16 protein-coding genes are annotated in these 16,452 nt (G+C 38.5%); 15 read left to right on the forward strand and 1 reads right to left on the reverse strand.

Annotated elements, in window-relative coordinates:
* Positions 1 to 90 precede the first annotated feature (90 nt).
* From FZC40_RS09055 to ppdK, 13 genes are all read left to right on the forward strand, one after another.
* Positions 91 to 933, forward strand: coding sequence for a fumarate hydratase (locus tag FZC40_RS09055; RefSeq protein ID WP_148567655.1), 843 nt, complete (start codon positions 91 to 93; stop codon positions 931 to 933).
* Between the two features lies 1 nt (position 934).
* A complete protein-coding gene (locus FZC40_RS09060) occupies positions 935 to 1,486 on the forward strand; it encodes a Fe-S-containing hydro-lyase (protein ID WP_148603565.1) in 552 nt (183 codons plus the stop codon).
* A gap of 27 nt (positions 1,487 to 1,513) precedes the next feature.
* A complete protein-coding gene (locus FZC40_RS09065; protein WP_148603566.1) occupies positions 1,514 to 2,773 on the forward strand; it encodes a pyridoxal phosphate-dependent aminotransferase in 1,260 nt (419 codons plus the stop codon).
* Between the two features lie 39 nt (positions 2,774 to 2,812).
* The gene (locus FZC40_RS09070) at positions 2,813 to 3,826 is read left to right on the forward strand and encodes a LacI family DNA-binding transcriptional regulator (protein WP_148603567.1); all 1,014 of its coding nucleotides are present in this window, start codon (positions 2,813 to 2,815) and stop codon (positions 3,824 to 3,826) included.
* A 76-nt stretch (positions 3,827 to 3,902) separates the two neighbouring features.
* Positions 3,903 to 5,072 carry a TraB/GumN family protein gene (locus tag FZC40_RS09075; RefSeq protein ID WP_148603568.1) on the forward strand — a complete coding sequence of 390 codons (1,170 nt, stop codon included), beginning with the start codon at positions 3,903 to 3,905 and terminating at the stop codon, positions 5,070 to 5,072.
* 90 nt (positions 5,073 to 5,162) lie between these two features.
* Positions 5,163 to 5,993, forward strand: a complete 831-nt coding sequence (locus tag FZC40_RS09080) for an ABC transporter substrate-binding protein (RefSeq protein ID WP_148603569.1) — start codon at positions 5,163 to 5,165, stop codon at positions 5,991 to 5,993.
* 118 nt (positions 5,994 to 6,111) lie between these two features.
* A complete protein-coding gene (locus FZC40_RS09085; protein ID WP_148603570.1) occupies positions 6,112 to 6,783 on the forward strand; it encodes an amino acid ABC transporter permease in 672 nt (223 codons plus the stop codon).
* 1 nt (position 6,784) lies between these two features.
* Positions 6,785 to 7,543 carry an amino acid ABC transporter ATP-binding protein gene (locus FZC40_RS09090; RefSeq protein ID WP_279233326.1) on the forward strand — a complete coding sequence of 253 codons (759 nt, stop codon included), beginning with the start codon at positions 6,785 to 6,787 and terminating at the stop codon, positions 7,541 to 7,543.
* 97 nt (positions 7,544 to 7,640) lie between these two features.
* Entirely contained in the window at positions 7,641 to 8,492 is an 852-nt protein-coding gene (hisJ, locus tag FZC40_RS09095; protein ID WP_186843839.1) for a histidinol-phosphatase HisJ, read from the forward strand.
* A 1-nt stretch (position 8,493) separates the two neighbouring features.
* The gene (locus FZC40_RS09100) at positions 8,494 to 9,063 is read left to right on the forward strand and encodes a helix-hairpin-helix domain-containing protein (RefSeq protein ID WP_148603572.1); all 570 of its coding nucleotides are present in this window, start codon (positions 8,494 to 8,496) and stop codon (positions 9,061 to 9,063) included.
* Between the two features lie 128 nt (positions 9,064 to 9,191).
* The gene (locus FZC40_RS09105) at positions 9,192 to 9,830 is read left to right on the forward strand and encodes a helix-turn-helix transcriptional regulator (protein ID WP_148603573.1); all 639 of its coding nucleotides are present in this window, start codon (positions 9,192 to 9,194) and stop codon (positions 9,828 to 9,830) included.
* A gap of 11 nt (positions 9,831 to 9,841) precedes the next feature.
* Positions 9,842 to 10,645, forward strand: coding sequence for a pyruvate, water dikinase regulatory protein (locus tag FZC40_RS09110; protein WP_148603574.1), 804 nt, complete (start codon positions 9,842 to 9,844; stop codon positions 10,643 to 10,645).
* A gap of 5 nt (positions 10,646 to 10,650) precedes the next feature.
* Positions 10,651 to 13,287 carry a pyruvate, phosphate dikinase gene (gene ppdK / locus FZC40_RS09115; RefSeq protein WP_148603575.1) on the forward strand — a complete coding sequence of 879 codons (2,637 nt, stop codon included), beginning with the start codon at positions 10,651 to 10,653 and terminating at the stop codon, positions 13,285 to 13,287.
* An 88-nt stretch (positions 13,288 to 13,375) separates the two neighbouring features.
* Here the strand turns inward: ppdK and FZC40_RS09120 are convergent, their stop codons facing one another.
* Positions 13,376 to 13,633 carry a hypothetical protein gene (locus FZC40_RS09120; RefSeq protein ID WP_148603576.1) on the reverse strand — a complete coding sequence of 86 codons (258 nt, stop codon included), beginning with the start codon at positions 13,631 to 13,633 and terminating at the stop codon, positions 13,376 to 13,378.
* A 338-nt stretch (positions 13,634 to 13,971) separates the two neighbouring features.
* On the opposite strand from FZC40_RS09120, the gene FZC40_RS09125 reads away from it, so the two are divergent.
* Both FZC40_RS09125 and FZC40_RS09130 read left to right on the forward strand, forming a co-directional pair.
* Positions 13,972 to 15,144 carry an acyl-CoA dehydrogenase family protein gene (locus FZC40_RS09125; RefSeq protein ID WP_148603577.1) on the forward strand — a complete coding sequence of 391 codons (1,173 nt, stop codon included), beginning with the start codon at positions 13,972 to 13,974 and terminating at the stop codon, positions 15,142 to 15,144.
* A gap of 82 nt (positions 15,145 to 15,226) precedes the next feature.
* On the forward strand, positions 15,227 to 16,450 hold the full coding sequence (locus FZC40_RS09130; RefSeq protein ID WP_148603578.1) for a CaiB/BaiF CoA transferase family protein: 1,224 nt from the start codon (positions 15,227 to 15,229) through the stop codon (positions 16,448 to 16,450).
* Positions 16,451 to 16,452 lie beyond the last annotated feature (2 nt).

Here is a 16,452-nt window from a genome sequence, read left to right on the forward strand (position 1 = left end):
TCACATTACTTTACTGTAACAGTGTGATATAATTAACAGAATTATATAAAATAGAATGATATAAAAAGGATCATTTTCAAGGAGAACTTAGTGAAAACAATTCAAACCAAAAAAATCATTGATACCGTTGCTGAAATGTGTATTGAAGCCAATACGTTTTTATCGGAAGATATGCTTGAAAGCTTACGTACAGCAGAATCATCAGAAGAATCTGAAAACGGGAAAGAGATTCTTAAAACGATGTTGGATAATTTTGAGGTGGCTAAAAGAAGAACCATCCCCATTTGTCAGGACACGGGAATGGTTGTGATGTTTGTATCTTTTGGACAAGATTTGATGATTGCAGATGGCAGTCTTGAAGATGCCCTTCAAGCAGGGGTAGCAAAAGGGTACGAAGAAGGATATCTTCGCAAATCGGTTGTCGCAGATCCCTTCATCCGCACCAATACAAACAACAATACACCGGCGGTGATTCATTACAAGGTTGTTCCTGGGGATCAGCTAAAAATAAAAATATTACCAAAGGGATTTGGGAGTGAAAATACCAGTGCGCTTAAAATGTTAAAGCCATCAGATGGGATGGCTGGAGTTCGGGATTTTGTCATTAAAACCGTTGAAGCCGGAAGTCCTAATGCTTGCGCACCAATCGTGGTTGGCGTAGGTGTCGGGGGAACGATGGAAAAAGCCGCATTGATGGCAAAAGAAGCGTTGGGACGCCCTTTGTGGATGCGTAATCCATTGGACCATGTTGCCGCTCTTGAAGACTATCTGCTGGAAGCCTGTAATAATTTGGGAATCGGTCCGATGGGCTTAGGCGGCGTTAATACCGTGCTGGGGGTAAATGTGGAAGTCTTCCCAACTCATATCGCCGGATTACCGGTAGCAGTAAATATTTCCTGCTATGTTAACAGACATGTAGAAAGGGAGTTGTAAGATGACTGTTATTAATATTAAAACTCCGATGAGTAAAGAGGACCGTAAAAAGTTAAAAGCCGGGGATCATGTTCAAATATCAGGTACTATCTATACCGGACGTGATGCGGCACACAAGAGGATGATTGAGGCACTAAAAAAGGGCTCGCCGTTGCCGGTAGATTTTACCGATCAATTAATTTATTATGTGGGACCTAGTCCGGCAAAACCGGGAGAAATTATCGGATCGGCCGGACCGACCACCAGCGGGCGGATGGATGCCTACACACCGGAGCTTCTGGAAAAGGGACTTGGTGGGATGATTGGCAAGGGCAATCGGAGTGAGAAGGTTATCAACAGCATGATGAATCATGTGGCCGTATATTTTGGCTGTGTCGGCGGTGCTGGGGCATTATTGCAAAGCTGCATCAAATCGGTCGAAATTTTAGCCTATGAAGATCTCGGTACCGAGGCTATTCGGAAAATTGAAGTAGAGAATTTTCCGGCGATTGTCGTAATCGATACTCAGGGAAATAACTTATATGAAACCGAAAGAAAAAAATATTTGAAATAAATTTTGGATTTTGCAGGAGGAATGAAAATGAAAAAAGCGGAAATGGTAATTCAAACGTCTTTGAGAAAAGGGGGCACAGACCCCATTTTCAAAATTGCCGGAGAAGCCGAAAAGCGAGTCAAAGAATTTGGACCGGAGGCAGTTATTAATTCAACCATTGGGGCGCTAATGGATGATAATGGCGAGCTTGTAACCTTTAAAGCTGTATACGACACACTTAAATCGTTGCCAAACAACATGATTGCCAATTATTCTGGATTGGCCGGACAGCCGGAATTTTTAGAAAAAATAGTTGATGCATGTTTCAAAGCATATAAACCTGAAGGGTTTATTCGCGCAGTGGCGACGCCAGGGGGAACCGGTGCCATTCGCCATGCGTTCTGTAATTATACTGAATTAGGGGATGCTATTCTGCTGACTGATTGGCGCTGGTCCGCGTATGAAACCATTGCCGATGATAATCACCGAAAAATCGCAACTTTCCCACTTTATAATAAAAAGGGCGGCTTTAATCTGGAGGGTTACAAGAAAAGTGTCCTGGAGTTATTGGAAAAGCAAAAAAGAGTTTTAACGGTATTAAATACTCCGGCTCACAATCCAACCGGTTATACCATTTCCAATCAAGAGTGGAAAGAAATCAAGGCATTTGTTATCGAAACGGCTGAAGCACAACCAGAGTCTAAAATTATTTTACTGGTTGACCTGGCCTATATCGATTTTGCGGGTAAAGGTGATGAAGCCCGAGAATTCATGAAAATGCTGACAGGAATGCCCCATAATGTGCTGACATTATATGCCTATACCTGTTCAAAGAGTTATACCATGTATGGATTAAGAAATGGTGCCATTATTTGTGTGGCACCGACAGCAGAAATTGCAACAGAATTTGCAAACTCCTGTACCTATTCCAATCGTGGCAACTGGTCAAATGGAACACGTGGTGCCATGGAAACCATTACTCGAATTTTCAGTGATGAAGAGCTTTATAATCAGGCAATGGCGGAACAGAGCTTTTATAAGGCTATCTTAAGAAGACGTGCTGATGCTTTTGTTGAAGAGGCAAATAAAATTGGTTTAAAAATGGTTACTTATTGTGATGGCTTTTTTATCAGTCTTCCTTGTGATCATCCCCAAAAAGTGAGCGATCGTCTGATGGAGAAGAATACTTTTGTAGTGCCTTTGGGAGAAGGCCTTCGATTTGCTCCATGTGCTGTGTCGGAAGAGAAATGTCGTCGTGCACCACAACTTATATTACAGGCGATGAAAGAAGTGGGAGACGGTTGTTAAGGTTTCAGGATTCCTGTTTAAAAATTGAAAGGTGAAAAAATGAAAGTTAAAATCGTTGATGTTGCTCGAGAAGCTAATGTTTCGGTTGCTACCGTGTCACGTGTTGTAAATAATATTCCTTTGGTTAATGAAGAAACAAGGGAACGGGTTTTAGAGGCCATAAAAAGAACGGGTTATAAACCCAATGCAATCGCAAGAAGTTTGAAAATTCAAAAAACAAACACCATGGGAATTATGATTCCGGATATAACCAATCCATATTATACTGAGATTGTCCGTGGGGCAGAGGATGTGTGCGGAATTTATCATTACAATATTATTTTAAGCAATACTGATTTTGATCCGGAAAAAGAAATGAAAGCTCTTAATGTTTTAGTTGAAAAACAATGTGATGGGATCATTTACGTCGGAAAAGATTTAAGCGAGGAAATGCAAAAAGAGCTGATTGATGCTCCGAGCGAAGTTGTTTTGGGCTGTATTCCAGACAATAGCGGCTTTCTCAGCGGGGTATTGATTAATAATGAGGCCGCAGCTTATGAACTGGCGATACAACTCATTGAAATGGGACATGAAAAGTTTATGCTATTCTTTGATGAAGTTGAAGAAGGTTATATTTATAAAGAAAGAAAAAAAGGCTTTATAAAGGCATTTAAAGAAAAAAACATTGAATTTGATGATAGTCGTATATTGGAGGCAAAACTCAGTCTGACAGGCGGTTACAGTTTGATGGAACAAGCCATTAATTTGGGAATTGAATTTACCTGTGTATGCTGTTTTAATGACCAAATCGCACTTGGGGCAATTCGCAAAGCAGAAGAAATGGGGAAAAAGGTGCCGGAAGACATTAGTATCTGCGGGTTTAATAACTTTTGGATTTCAGAATGGACAAGGCCCAAAATAACCACTGTTGCTCAACCTATGTATGATATCGGAGCGATTTCAATGCGTATGCTGATCAAATTATGTGAAAAAGATGGCGACCGAACCGTTAATAATGTCTATGTCCCTCATGAAGTGATTATTCGTGACTCGGTGGCTGTGATTAAGAAGTAGCAAGAACTTAATGGTTTGGATGCAAAAACATTAATTGATTTAATCTTATATAAAAGAAAACAAAAGGGGAGAATCATTGGAATCAAGCAATATAACTCGGCTTAATGTTAATGGGAAAGAGATCATTCTGATTGGAACAGCCCATGTATCAAAAAACAGTGTTACTGAAGTTCGGGAAACCATAGAAAAAGAACAGCCGGATTCAATCTGTATTGAATTAGATCAACAACGTTATGATTCAATTGAACAAAAAGATGCATGGTCCAATACTGATATCGTTCAAATAATAAAAAGCAAACGAGCAGGATTTATGTTTGTAAATATTTTGCTTTCAAATTATCAGAGAAAATTAGCAGAACAATTTGGAATTGAATCGGGACAAGAGATGATGGAAGGTATCGCCTGTGCAAAAGAATATGGCGCTGAACTTGTTTTGGCAGATCGCAGTATTCAGGTAACCTTTAATCGTATTTGGAGAGGGTGTAGCTTCTGGGAGAAAATCAAGGTCATTTTTTCAATTGCATTAAGCGTTGTCGATGATGAAGAAATTACGGAAGAAGATTTGGAAAGCCTTAAGTCAGAAGATATGCTCACAGCGGCATTGTCAGAAATGGGATCGGCTTTTAAAGGGGTAAAAGAATACCTTGTTGATGAGCGAGACCAGTATTTATCACAAAAAATTAAAAATGCACCTGGTGACAAGGTCGTTGCTGTTCTTGGTGCGGCCCATATTCCCGGAATAAAAGAAGCAATCAATAAAGACATCGATGTTTCCCAGTTAGAGTTCATTCCACCAAAATCGAAGGTTGGAAAAGTGATCGGATGGATGATTCCCATTATGCTGATTGCGATAATTGTGATCACTTTTATCTTCAATCCTGGTTCTGGATGGGAACAGGCAAAATCGTGGATTCTCTGGACCGGACTATTGGCGGGGCTGGGAGCATTTATTGCCGGTGGTCATATTCTCTCAATATTAACCGCCATTGCGGTGGCACCTATTACAACGTTGCATCCTTTATTAGCGGCAGGATGGTTTTCAGGCATTGTCGAGGCTCATTATCGGAAGCCGAAAGTTGAAGATTTTGAATCCTTGCCTAAAGATCTTGGCAGTTTTAAAGGATTATGGCATAATAAAGTGACAAAAGTTTTAATGGTAGTAGTTTTCACTAATCTCGGAAGCAGTCTGGGAACCTGGTTGGGGGGATTAAATATCATTAGCATTTTCATTAAAACTTTTTCATAAACATGGTGTTGTGCGTTTTAAAAAAACTTGTGTATATATTCAAAATAATATATAATTAACCACATTAGGAAGTTTAGAAAGGAGAAAATTATGAATAAAAAATTTTTGGGTTTAACCCTTGCTGCGGTTTTGTTGTTAGTACCAGCCTTTACCGGATGTTCATCTGGAAGCAAAACAGCTTCAGAAGACTCTTTAGCAGATGGGGTATTAAGTGTTGCTGTCGATGATACGTATCTACCAATGGAGTTTAGAAATGATCAAAACGAATTAGTGGGATTTGATATTGACTTTGCGAATGCATTAGCTGATCAATTAGGGGTTAAAGTAGAGTTTAAAACAGTTTCATGGGATGGCATCTTTAATGGTTTGACGGCAAAACAATATGATGCGGTTATCTCCAGTACGAGTATTACACCGGAACGGTTAGCGTCATTCAGCATGACAGATCCCTATATTTCAAATGGTATTGTCATTGTATCCAGAAAAGATGCTGCACCTGTTACAACATTCAAAGGACTTGAGGGAAAGACATTAGGCGCTCAGATTCAAACAACGGCTGATATCGCGGCCGGAAAATTGAAAGAACAAGAAGGCGTTAACGTCGAAATAAAAGAATATGATGGCATGCTGGATGCGTTTGCAGCACTGCAAGGCAAACAAATCGACAATGTTATTACTGACGTTGGCGTAGCTAAGTATTATGTTGCCCAAAATCCTGATTTATTTGTTGTAAGTTCTGATGTTTTGACCAATGAACCAATTGGTATTACATCTCGTTTAGACGACACGGCAACAACAAAAAAATTCAATGAAGCAATTAAAACGCTTCAGAAAAATGGAAAATTGACTGAGATTTCTATGAAATGGTTTAATGAAGACATGACGAAAGACATAAATACAAAGCTTTCTGTTATTGAATAGAAAACGACAAAATTTAATAAGAAAATTGAATGGGACTTGTAGCAGTTACTGTGACAAGTCCTGTTCATGTATTAATATGAACAGAGGTTCATAATTTAATAATGAAGGGAAGATCAATGTGTTAAATCAAACCCAATTATGGGCAATTTTTGATGGGACAGTTATTACCGTTGAGATTGCAATAGTAGCAATTATTTTGGGGGCGTTTTTTGGTGTCATTGTTGCACTCGGAAGACTCTCAAAAAACAAGGTGGCCAATGCAGTATCATGGTTTTATATATGGTTTTTTAGAGGAACACCTTTATTGCTTCAACTGTTTATTATTTATTTTGCTATTCCAATTATTTATCTTGATTCTACCGGGATGACTTTTAATATCAATCCGATGGTTGGTGCATTTATTGCGTTTTCTTTGAATTCTACTGCGTATCTTGCTGAGATTATTCGGGCCGCAATTGAATCCATCGATAGCGGGCAGATGGAGGCAGCAAAGGCACTGGGAATGAGTTATCGTCAGGCGATGACTAAAATTGTTATTCCACAGACATTTAAAAGACTGGTTGCACCTGTTGGCAATGAATTTATTATGTTACTTAAAGATACGTCATTGGTATCAACAATTGCACTTTTTGATTTATTAAGAACCGTAAAAACAATGGCAAGTTCTGATGGAAACTGGATCTATTATGTTTATGCAGCGGCAATTTATCTATTCTTAACCACCATTATTCAGGTTGCTTTTGATAAAATAGAAAAGAAACTTGGCGTTTATGAAAGACAAGGAAATTGATATGAGTATGGTAAAATTAGTGAATGTTCGTAAGTCTTTTGGAAATTTGGAAGTTCTTAAAGGCGTTGACTTAGAAATCCAACCAGGCGAAGTCGTCTGTATTATTGGTGCCAGTGGTTCTGGTAAAAGCACGATGTTACGTTGCCTAAACCATTTGGAGCGGATCACTGACGGAGAAATATATATTGAAGATGAATTAGCAGATAAACGAGAAAACAATAAGGATCTTATGAAAATCGATCCGGTAAAGGTACAAACTCTTTGTACCGATCTTGGTATGGTTTTTCAAAATTTCAACCTTTTTCCACATCTTTCTGTTATTGATAATGTTACAATTGCGCCAATAATTGTTAAAAAAGCGGACAAAAATGAGATCGAAAAGATAGCTTTGGATTTACTGAAAGAAGTGGGTTTATCTGACAAAAAAGATGAGTATCCATCAAGACTTTCAGGTGGGCAGCAGCAACGTGTAGCCATTGCCAGAGCACTGGCAATGGATCCTAAAATAATGATGTTTGATGAACCGACTTCGGCGCTTGATCCTGAACTCGTCGGCGAGGTATTGGGAACCATGCGGCATCTTGCTGAAAAAGGAATGACAATGATTATTGTGACGCATGAAATAGGGTTTGCAAGAGAAGTTGCGGATCGGGTGATTTTTATGGATCAAGGCGTCATTTGCGAACAGGGAACACCGGAAGATGTTATTTTGAATCCAAAAGAAGAAAGAACAAAAAGCTTTCTCAATAAAATTTTATAAAATATTTAAAAAATTGTCTTATAGGCAATTTTTTTTATTTGCTTTAAAATACATAGCATGATACAATCAGCACATGCAAACTTTTGGAGGGATCAAAATGATACAGGCAAATTATCATGTGCATTCTAATTATTGTGATGGAAAAAACACTTTAGAAGAAATGGTTAATGCCGGCATTGAAGCAGGTCTTAAAAGTATGGGATTATCGAGCCATATGCCATTGCCATTTTTAAATGATTGGACGATGGAAGAGGCAAATCTCGAAAACTATTTTAAAGACGTAGCTAATCTCAAAAAAAAGTATGCCCTATCAATTGAACTCTATTGCGGAATGGAAATTGATTATTTCATCGATCGCAAAGATATTTCTGAACTTGCAAAAAAAGTATGGCCAAGACTTGATTATACCATTATGTCCATTCACACGATCGGATCCACTTGCAGTGATGACGTTTCTTATATTGATGATTCTCAGGAGGATTTTGCCAAGGGAATCAGAAAATACTATGATAATCGATCACAAAAATTTATTGAGGACTATTATAAAGCTATTGGCAATATGGTAAAAAAGTATCAGCCTGATATTTTAGGCCATATCGATCTCATAAAAAAATACAATCAGGGCAATTTCTTTTTTAATGAGAAAGATACCTGGTATCAGGAGACGGTTAAACATTGCCTAGATGTCATTGTGATGACAAATACCCGAATGGAGATTAATACCGGGGCTAATATGCGAGTACCTGGAGTTGGACGGTATCCTTCAGATTGGATGATACCAGAAATGTGTAAACGAAACATTCCCATTACAATCGGCGGAGATACTCATTCAGTTGAAGGAATTATAAATGAATTTAATGAAGCGGAAGCGATATTATTAAGTTGTGGATATAAGGAATATTGGATACTAAAAAAAGGCCGGTGGGAATCACAACCTTTAGGAGTGTGAAATGGATAAGCTTGATCGCAACAAAATCCTATACATTCTCATCGTGCTTGTTTTTTTGTGCGTTTTTTGGGGATGGTACCACTTTAAAACTTCAAGCGGAGCGGAAATGAACGTATCAGGGGCTGAAAATTTAAATGAAGACAGCAGCGTTTCGGGAAATGCAAAGATTATGGTTCATATAGCCGGCGCGGTCAATAAGCCTGGTGTGGTAACATTAAATCAGGATGCTCGTTTAATCGAGGCGGTAGAGGCTGTTGGGGGATTGACCGGGTCGGCTGATGTCAGTACGTTAAATCTTGCACGAAAAGTAAAAGATGAAGAAAAAATTTATATTCCAACCATTGGTGAAGTGACTGAAACCGCAGATGCCAAAGAAAATAAGAAAATAAATATCAATACTGCAACTATTGAAGAACTAAAAAGTCTTCCAGGAGTAGGCGATGTGATTGCTCAGGGAATCATTGATTATCGAGAAAAAAATGGCGGATTTAAAGAGTTGGAAGAAATAAAAAATGTGACTCGGATTGGTGATAAAGTTTATGAGGGTTTAGTTGAATCAATATCGATATGAAAAAGGTTACATTAGATATTATTAATAAAATATTATCAGGTTGGACAAAAATATTTTATTAGTTGTTTACATTTATAGGATATGTGTTATACTTAATAAAATAAATATTAGTTTTAGAGGGGCCGAATATGGAGCTTTCAGCTAGAGAAAAGGAAATAATCGAAATTGTAAAAGAAAAACAACCCGTGAAAAGCAGCGAAATTGCAGAAATGCTAAATATCAATCGAGCAACCATCCGACCTGATTTAAAAATTCTCACCATGTTGGGGATACTTGAAGCAAAACGTAAGGTTGGTTATTATTATACCGGCCGTTCATTATTACACATACTCGGAAGCTATATAAAAACCATTAGTGTGATGGATATTCAGACGGAACCAACAGTTGTTGAGGAGACAACCTCAATATATGATGGAATCATAACGATGTTCACGAAAAATGCTGGAACTTTATATGTTGTAGATGGTAAGTACCTTTCTGGAATTGTATCGCGTAAGGATTTTATTAAAGCAATGATTGGGAGAGAAGAGGTAGAATCGCTGCCAATTCCTTTGATTATGACGCGGATGCCAAATATTATTTATCTTGAACCGACGGAGTCAGTTTATGATGCTGCCTACAAAACCATGCTTTATGAGGTGGAATCATTGCCGATTGTAAGCAAGGAACTTGATGAAAAAGGCAATCAACGATTAGTTCTAGTCGGTAAAGTATCGCGAACAAATATCACCCGGTATGTGGTGAATATGGGAGATAATACAGAGTGATGGGTAGTTAGATGAAAAACATTGTAATTTTCGTGGTTTCAGATACACTAAGCGAAATTGGTGAATTGCTGGTTAAAGCAGGTAAAAGCTGCTTTGAAAGTTCGATTCGAGAAGTACGATTTCATCCTTTTATTAATGACAAAAAAAGTATTGATTATTTATTGGCGTTAGCAAAAAAAGAAAACGGATTAGTCGTTTATACCTTTAATTCTCCGGAACTAAAAAGCTATATGGAAACTGAAGCCAGATGTTGGGGCATTCCGATTTATGATGTTCTGGGATCATTGGTGGAAACGCTAAGAGGCATTACCGGGGAAGAGCCAACACATAATTTTAAACCGACGCCGGAACTGGATGATCACTATTTTAAAAAGGTTGAGGCGATTGAGTTTGCGGTAAAATACGATGATGGAAAAAACACTTCACATCTAGATGAAGCCGACATTATTTTGATTGGGGTGTCACGTACATCCAAAACGCCGATTAGTATTTATTTGGCAAACAATAATTTTAAGGTTGCAAATATTCCTTTGATGCCTGAAGTTGAACCACCGAAGGAATTATTTGAAATATCAAATAAGAAAATATTTGGACTCATATTGGATCCAAAGCACCTTGTGGACATTCGTACCGAACGTTTAAAGGCAATGGGCCTCACCGGGACATCAAATTATGGAAGCAATGAAAGAGTCATGATGGAGTTAGAAAAAGCACAACAGCTTTTTGATAAATTAGGATGTATGGTCATTGACGTTACATCAAAAGCAATTGAAGAAATTGCAGCGATTATACTTGCAAATATAATGAGGAGGTAGACAAAATGTCAAAAAAATGGGTTTATTTGTTTGAAGAAGGCAATGCAAACATGAAAGAGTTACTGGGGGGGAAAGGTGCGGGTTTAGCCGAGATGACCAATATCGGGCTGCCGGTTCCGCAGGGCTTTACAGTAACGACGGAAGCATGTACTGAGTATTACAACCAAAATAAGAAACTTTCCGATGAAATCATCGATCAGATTAATAATAACCTGGTAATTTTAGAATCAAAATGCGAGAAAAAATTTGGTAATGCAGAGAATCCATTATTGGTATCTGTTCGTTCTGGTGCAAAATTCTCCATGCCGGGGATGATGGATACCATTCTCAACCTTGGTCTTAATGATGAAACGGTTGCAGGAATTGCAAAGTCAACGAACAATGAACGTTTTGCTTTTGATAGCTATCGTCGTTTTATACAAATGTTTGGTGATGTTGTTCAGGAAATCAGCAAAGATAAATTTGATAAAATTTTAGATGATGCTAAAGAAAAAAATGGCTATAAAGACGATACTGAGTTAACCGCAGCGGATTTAAAAGCGGTTGTTGTTGCCTATAAAAAAATTGTCAAAGAAGAAACGGGAAAAGATTTTCCGTTAGATCCAAAAGAACAGTTGCTGATGGCGATTGAAGCAGTTTTTAGATCCTGGAATAATAATCGCGCCATCAGTTATCGAAATATGAATGATATACCTCATGACATTGGAACTGCTGTCAACGTTCAATCTATGGTTTATGGAAACATGGGCGATGATTGCGGGACCGGTGTGGCATTTACCAGAAATCCAGCAACCGGACAAAAGAAACTGTTTGGTGAGTTTTTAATTAATGCTCAAGGAGAAGATGTTGTTGCCGGAATCCGCACACCAAAAAATATTGATGACCTTAAGGACATCATGCCAGCGGTTTATAAGCAATTCCATGAAACAGCTGAATTGTTGGAAAATCATTACAAGGATATGCAGGATATCGAGTTTACGATTGAAAAGAATAAACTTTATATGCTTCAAACACGAACCGGTAAAAGAACGGCTGCAGCGGCTCTTTGTGCGGCTGTTGATATGGTTGAAGAGGGCCTTATCACTAAAGAAGAAGCTATTTTACGTTTAGATCCGTTATCATTGGATCAATTGCTGCATCCAACCTTTGAAGAAGCCGCTTTAAAAGCAGCAGCACTTTTAGGAACCGGTCTTCCGGCATCGCCAGGGGCTGCCATGGGTAAAATTTATTTTACCGCCGAAGCTGTTTGTGCCGCTGCTGCTAATGGCGAAGAAACGCTATTAGTAAGAAAAGAAACTTCACCGGAAGACATAGAAGGCATGAATGCCGCAAACGGTATTTTAACCGCCCGTGGCGGAATGACTTCGCACGCTGCTGTTGTAGCCAGAGGCATGGGAAAATGTTGCGTGGCCGGATGTGAAGCGATTAAAGTGGATGAAGCGGCAAAACGATTTAGTGTAGGCGGACAAATCTTTAATGAAGGTGACTATATTTCTTTAAACGGCAGTACCGGAAAAGTATATAAGGGAAGTATTAAAACTGTGACCCCAGAACTTTCAGGACATTTTGGAAAAATCATGGAATGGGCAGATGAATTCAGAACGCTTGGTGTTCGGACAAATGCTGATACACCTCGTGATGCTTCAGTTGCAGTTCGCTTTGGGGCTGAGGGCGTCGGTCTTTGCCGTACTGAGCACATGTTTTTTGATGAAGCCCGTCTTCCAAGTGTGCGACGTATGATTCTTTCAGATACGAAAGAATTAAGAGAAAAAGCACTCGCTGAAATTCTGCCGATGCAAAAAGAAGATTTTATCGGCATTTATAAAGCACTCGAAGGCCGTCCGGTTACCGTCCGTTTATTAGATCCACCACTGCATGAGTTCCTTCCAACTGAGGACAAAGATATTGAAGCCTTGGCCCAAGATATGGGGCTCAATAAAGTAGATATGTTAACCGTCATTAATGGATTGGAAGAATTTAATCCGATGCTTGGTCATCGGGGGTGTCGTTTAGCGATCACTTATCCGGAAATTGCTGAGATGCAAACAAGAGCAATTATGGAAGCAGCTATTGAAGTTAAAGAAGCATGCGGATTTAATATCGTTCCCGAAATCATGATTCCGCTGGTTGGAATCAATGAAGAGTTGACCTATTTGGATAAAGTTGTTCGAAATACTGCAGAAATTGTCAAAGCAGAGAAAAAATCAGATATTAAGTATCTGATTGGAACGATGATGGAAATTCCCAGAGCAACCCTTATCGCTGATAAGATTGCCGAAACTGCAGAATTCTTCTCGTTCGGGACCAATGATCTTACCCAGATGACTTATGGTTTCTCACGCGATGATGCCGGAAAATTCATTACCGATTATAAAGATAAAGGTATTTTACCAAATGATCCATTCCAAAGCATTGATGTTGAAGGCGTTGGAAAATTGGTGGAAATGGGCGTCACTTTAGGTCGTAAAACAAAACCTGATCTAAAAATCGGGGTTTGCGGAGAACATGGAGGAGATCCTAAATCGATCTATTTCTTCCATAAAGCGGGACTAAGTTATGTATCTTGTTCACCATTCCGAGTGCCAATTGCCCGTTTAGCGGCAGCTCAGGCAGCGCTTGATCATCGCGAAAATGATAAATAATAAATAACTTCCAGAATTAAAAAGACGCCTGATTAATGTTGAATTCAACATCAATCAGGCGTTTTAAAATACGAAATAAACGACTAAACTATTTGCATTTTTGAGGGGAGGTATGTCTTTCTGTAAATCCTTCCATATCATCGAGAGGATTATAGACCTTCAATGACATATTATCAAGATCAAAATCAAATTGATAAGTACTATCTTTTTTTAAATCTTCTAATACTTCAACAATCACGTTGCCATCATTAATGTCCTTCATTGGAATGATAGCGATTCCCTTATCATCGAAACTGGCGGCTTTTACTTTTTCTTGAATTAATTCAATAACTTTCTTCTTTTCCATAAAAACACCTCTTTCTTAACAGTATTTAGTAATTTAGATTCATTATACTCTTCAAAAAGGATCTTGTCCACAAGTATAATGTGGCAGCAGTCCTGATATCTCATTTTTATAATCGCGAATAAAATTTTCTTATGTGAACTTTCTTCAATATCATAATCAGTGTGAAAATTTTAAACTCTATCACACAAATTAGAATTATACAACAGATAAAAGTATATATAGGTGTAAACGATAAATAAGTATGGAAAACCAAAAAACTAGCTATTGGATATGATGAATGGATCTGATATATAATAAAGCCATAAAAAGATTGTTAAATAAACAACAAGGAGAAAAAAATGGCAAAATTAAATGAACAAGAGTTTCAAGCATATCTGAAACAGGTTAGAGCATTGGCAGAAGGTCCGTTTGAAGAAATTCAGAAAGAGGTTGAAGTTACGAATAAGTTCCCACAGGAATTCTTCGACTTATCAATCAAAAATAATTTATATCGATTCAGTTTACCTGAACAATATGGTGGTTGGGGAATGGATGAATTGCAAATCCTTCAAGTACAGGAAGAATTCAGTCGTGGTCCTGGGGGAATGCGTATGCATCTTCACTATGCAGCAGATATGAACTGGCGGATTCTTGACGATTTTGGAAATAAAGAATTAAAAGACGAGTACATGAGTCAATTTGCAGATAAATCAGTATTTACATGTTTTGCATTAACAGAAGAAACTGGTGGAACCGGAGCAGATTTACATACAATGGCAGTCAAAGATGGAGATGACTATATCTTAAACGGGGAAAAATTCCTGATCTCTCATACAGACTGTTGTGAGTTCGCTTATGTTTTTGCAGTTACTGATCCGAATGCTGACAAAGATAAAAGACTATCTGGTTTCTTTGTTCCTGTTAATACACCAGGTTATGAAATTGTGCCAATGCCTCATATGATGGGTTGTCGTGGAGCTGGGCATGCTGGTTTGAAATTCACAAATATGAGACTTAATAAAAAATATCTCTTAGGTAAAGAAGGCGACGGCTTAAAAATTGCAATGCATTCCTTGTCAGTATCGCGAGCACATATTGGAATAAGTAACCTTGGAATGGCACAAAGAATGTTGGAAATGACGATTGCAAGAGCAAAAGACCGCGTAACTTTTGGAAAACCATTAGTAGCAAGACAAGCCATTCAACAAAGTATTGCCGATATGGGAACTGAAATTCACGCATGTCGATTAATGGTTTATGATTTTGCAAAAGACTTTGAAGCTGGTAAAGATATTGAAATGAAAGCAGCTATGTGTAAACTTCACAGCATCAACACCGTTAAACTGGTTTCAGACTATATGCTTGAAATCTTTGGTGGTATCGGATACTTTGAAGATTGTGTATACGGCCCTGTTGAACGGTTATATCGAGATTGTCGAGCAATGTGGTTAGAAGAAGGACCAAGAACGGTTCAACGTTTAACAGCATCCAGAAAACTAATTGCAAACGGCGGCGTCATTGAGATTAGCTAAGAAATTACAATGACTCATAGAGATAGCCTTTCGAATAGTTTCGAAGGGCTATCTTTACAAACAGAGAAAAAAGGAGAAAAATATGGAACCTTTAAAAGGTGTAAAAGTTGTTGACTTAACAACATATTTAGCGGCTCCTACCACCGTTCGGGTGATGGGGGAATGGGGTGCCGATTTAATTAAGGTGGAAGCCCCAAAAGGCGATCCTGCTAGAGAACAAGGTGCGGTTTTTAACATGCCTTTTACTGATGATGAGAACCTGGCGTTTGATGTTGCAAATATGGACAAACGATTTATTACCATCAACTTGAAAACCGAACGTGGAATGGAAGTTATGCATAAGCTGTTATTGGAAGCAGATGTATTTGTAACCAATACAAGAACCAAAGGCTTAGTCAAACTGGGGTTGGATTATGAAACTCTTAAAGAAAAATTTCCACGACTTATTTTTGCCCAGGTTACCGGATATGGCGAAAAAGGCCCGGACAAAGATAAACCGGGCTTTGATGCAACCTGTTACATGGCAAGAGGCGGTGTTTTAGGTACAACTGTAGATAAAGGAGGATCTCCCATGAATCCACCGAATGGGTTTGGTGATTTTCAGGTTTCCATCGCTCTTTTAGCTGGAATTTGCGGGGCTCTTTACAATCGGGAAAAAACAGGAAATGGGGAAAAGGTAACAGTTTGTCTTCAACATGCGGCATCATTTATGCTCAGTGTCGCGATGATTTCAGCTCAGTACGGCAACCAATATCCAAAGAGCCGCAGGGAAGTGGTCAACCCATTTAATAATTGCTATCGAACCAGGGACGAAAAATGGGTAATCATGTGCTGCCCAGAATATGATCGGGATTACAATAAGATCATGGCTTTATTAAAACTTGATGATATGGTGGATCATTCTAAATACAACAATTGTGCAAAGCTAAATGCAAAGAGGCTGAACAGTGAAGTCATTGACAGACTTGATGGCGCGATTGCTCAAATTAATCGTGTGGAGTTGGTAAAAATGCTTTCAGAAAATGAACTTCCCTGTGAAGCTGCCAATGAGCCGTTGGATGTCTATGAAGATGAACAGGTTTGGGCAAATAATATTTTAGCTAAAGTCGATTATCCTTCTGGGAAGCGAATGGTTCCTACCAATCCGATTATTTTCGAATCGATGCCGGAACCACGACTGGAAACCTGTAAGTCCCAGGGAGCTCACACCCAGGAAATAATGAAAGAACTTGGCTACAATGATGCCCAGATTAATGAATCCATCGATCAGGGAGCAGTAACCGGATTAAAACTTCTAAAAAAATAAAG

Origin of the sequence: Acetobacterium tundrae, assembly GCF_008086615.1 — a bacterium.
GTDB lineage: Bacteria > Bacillota > Clostridia > Eubacteriales > Eubacteriaceae > Acetobacterium > Acetobacterium tundrae.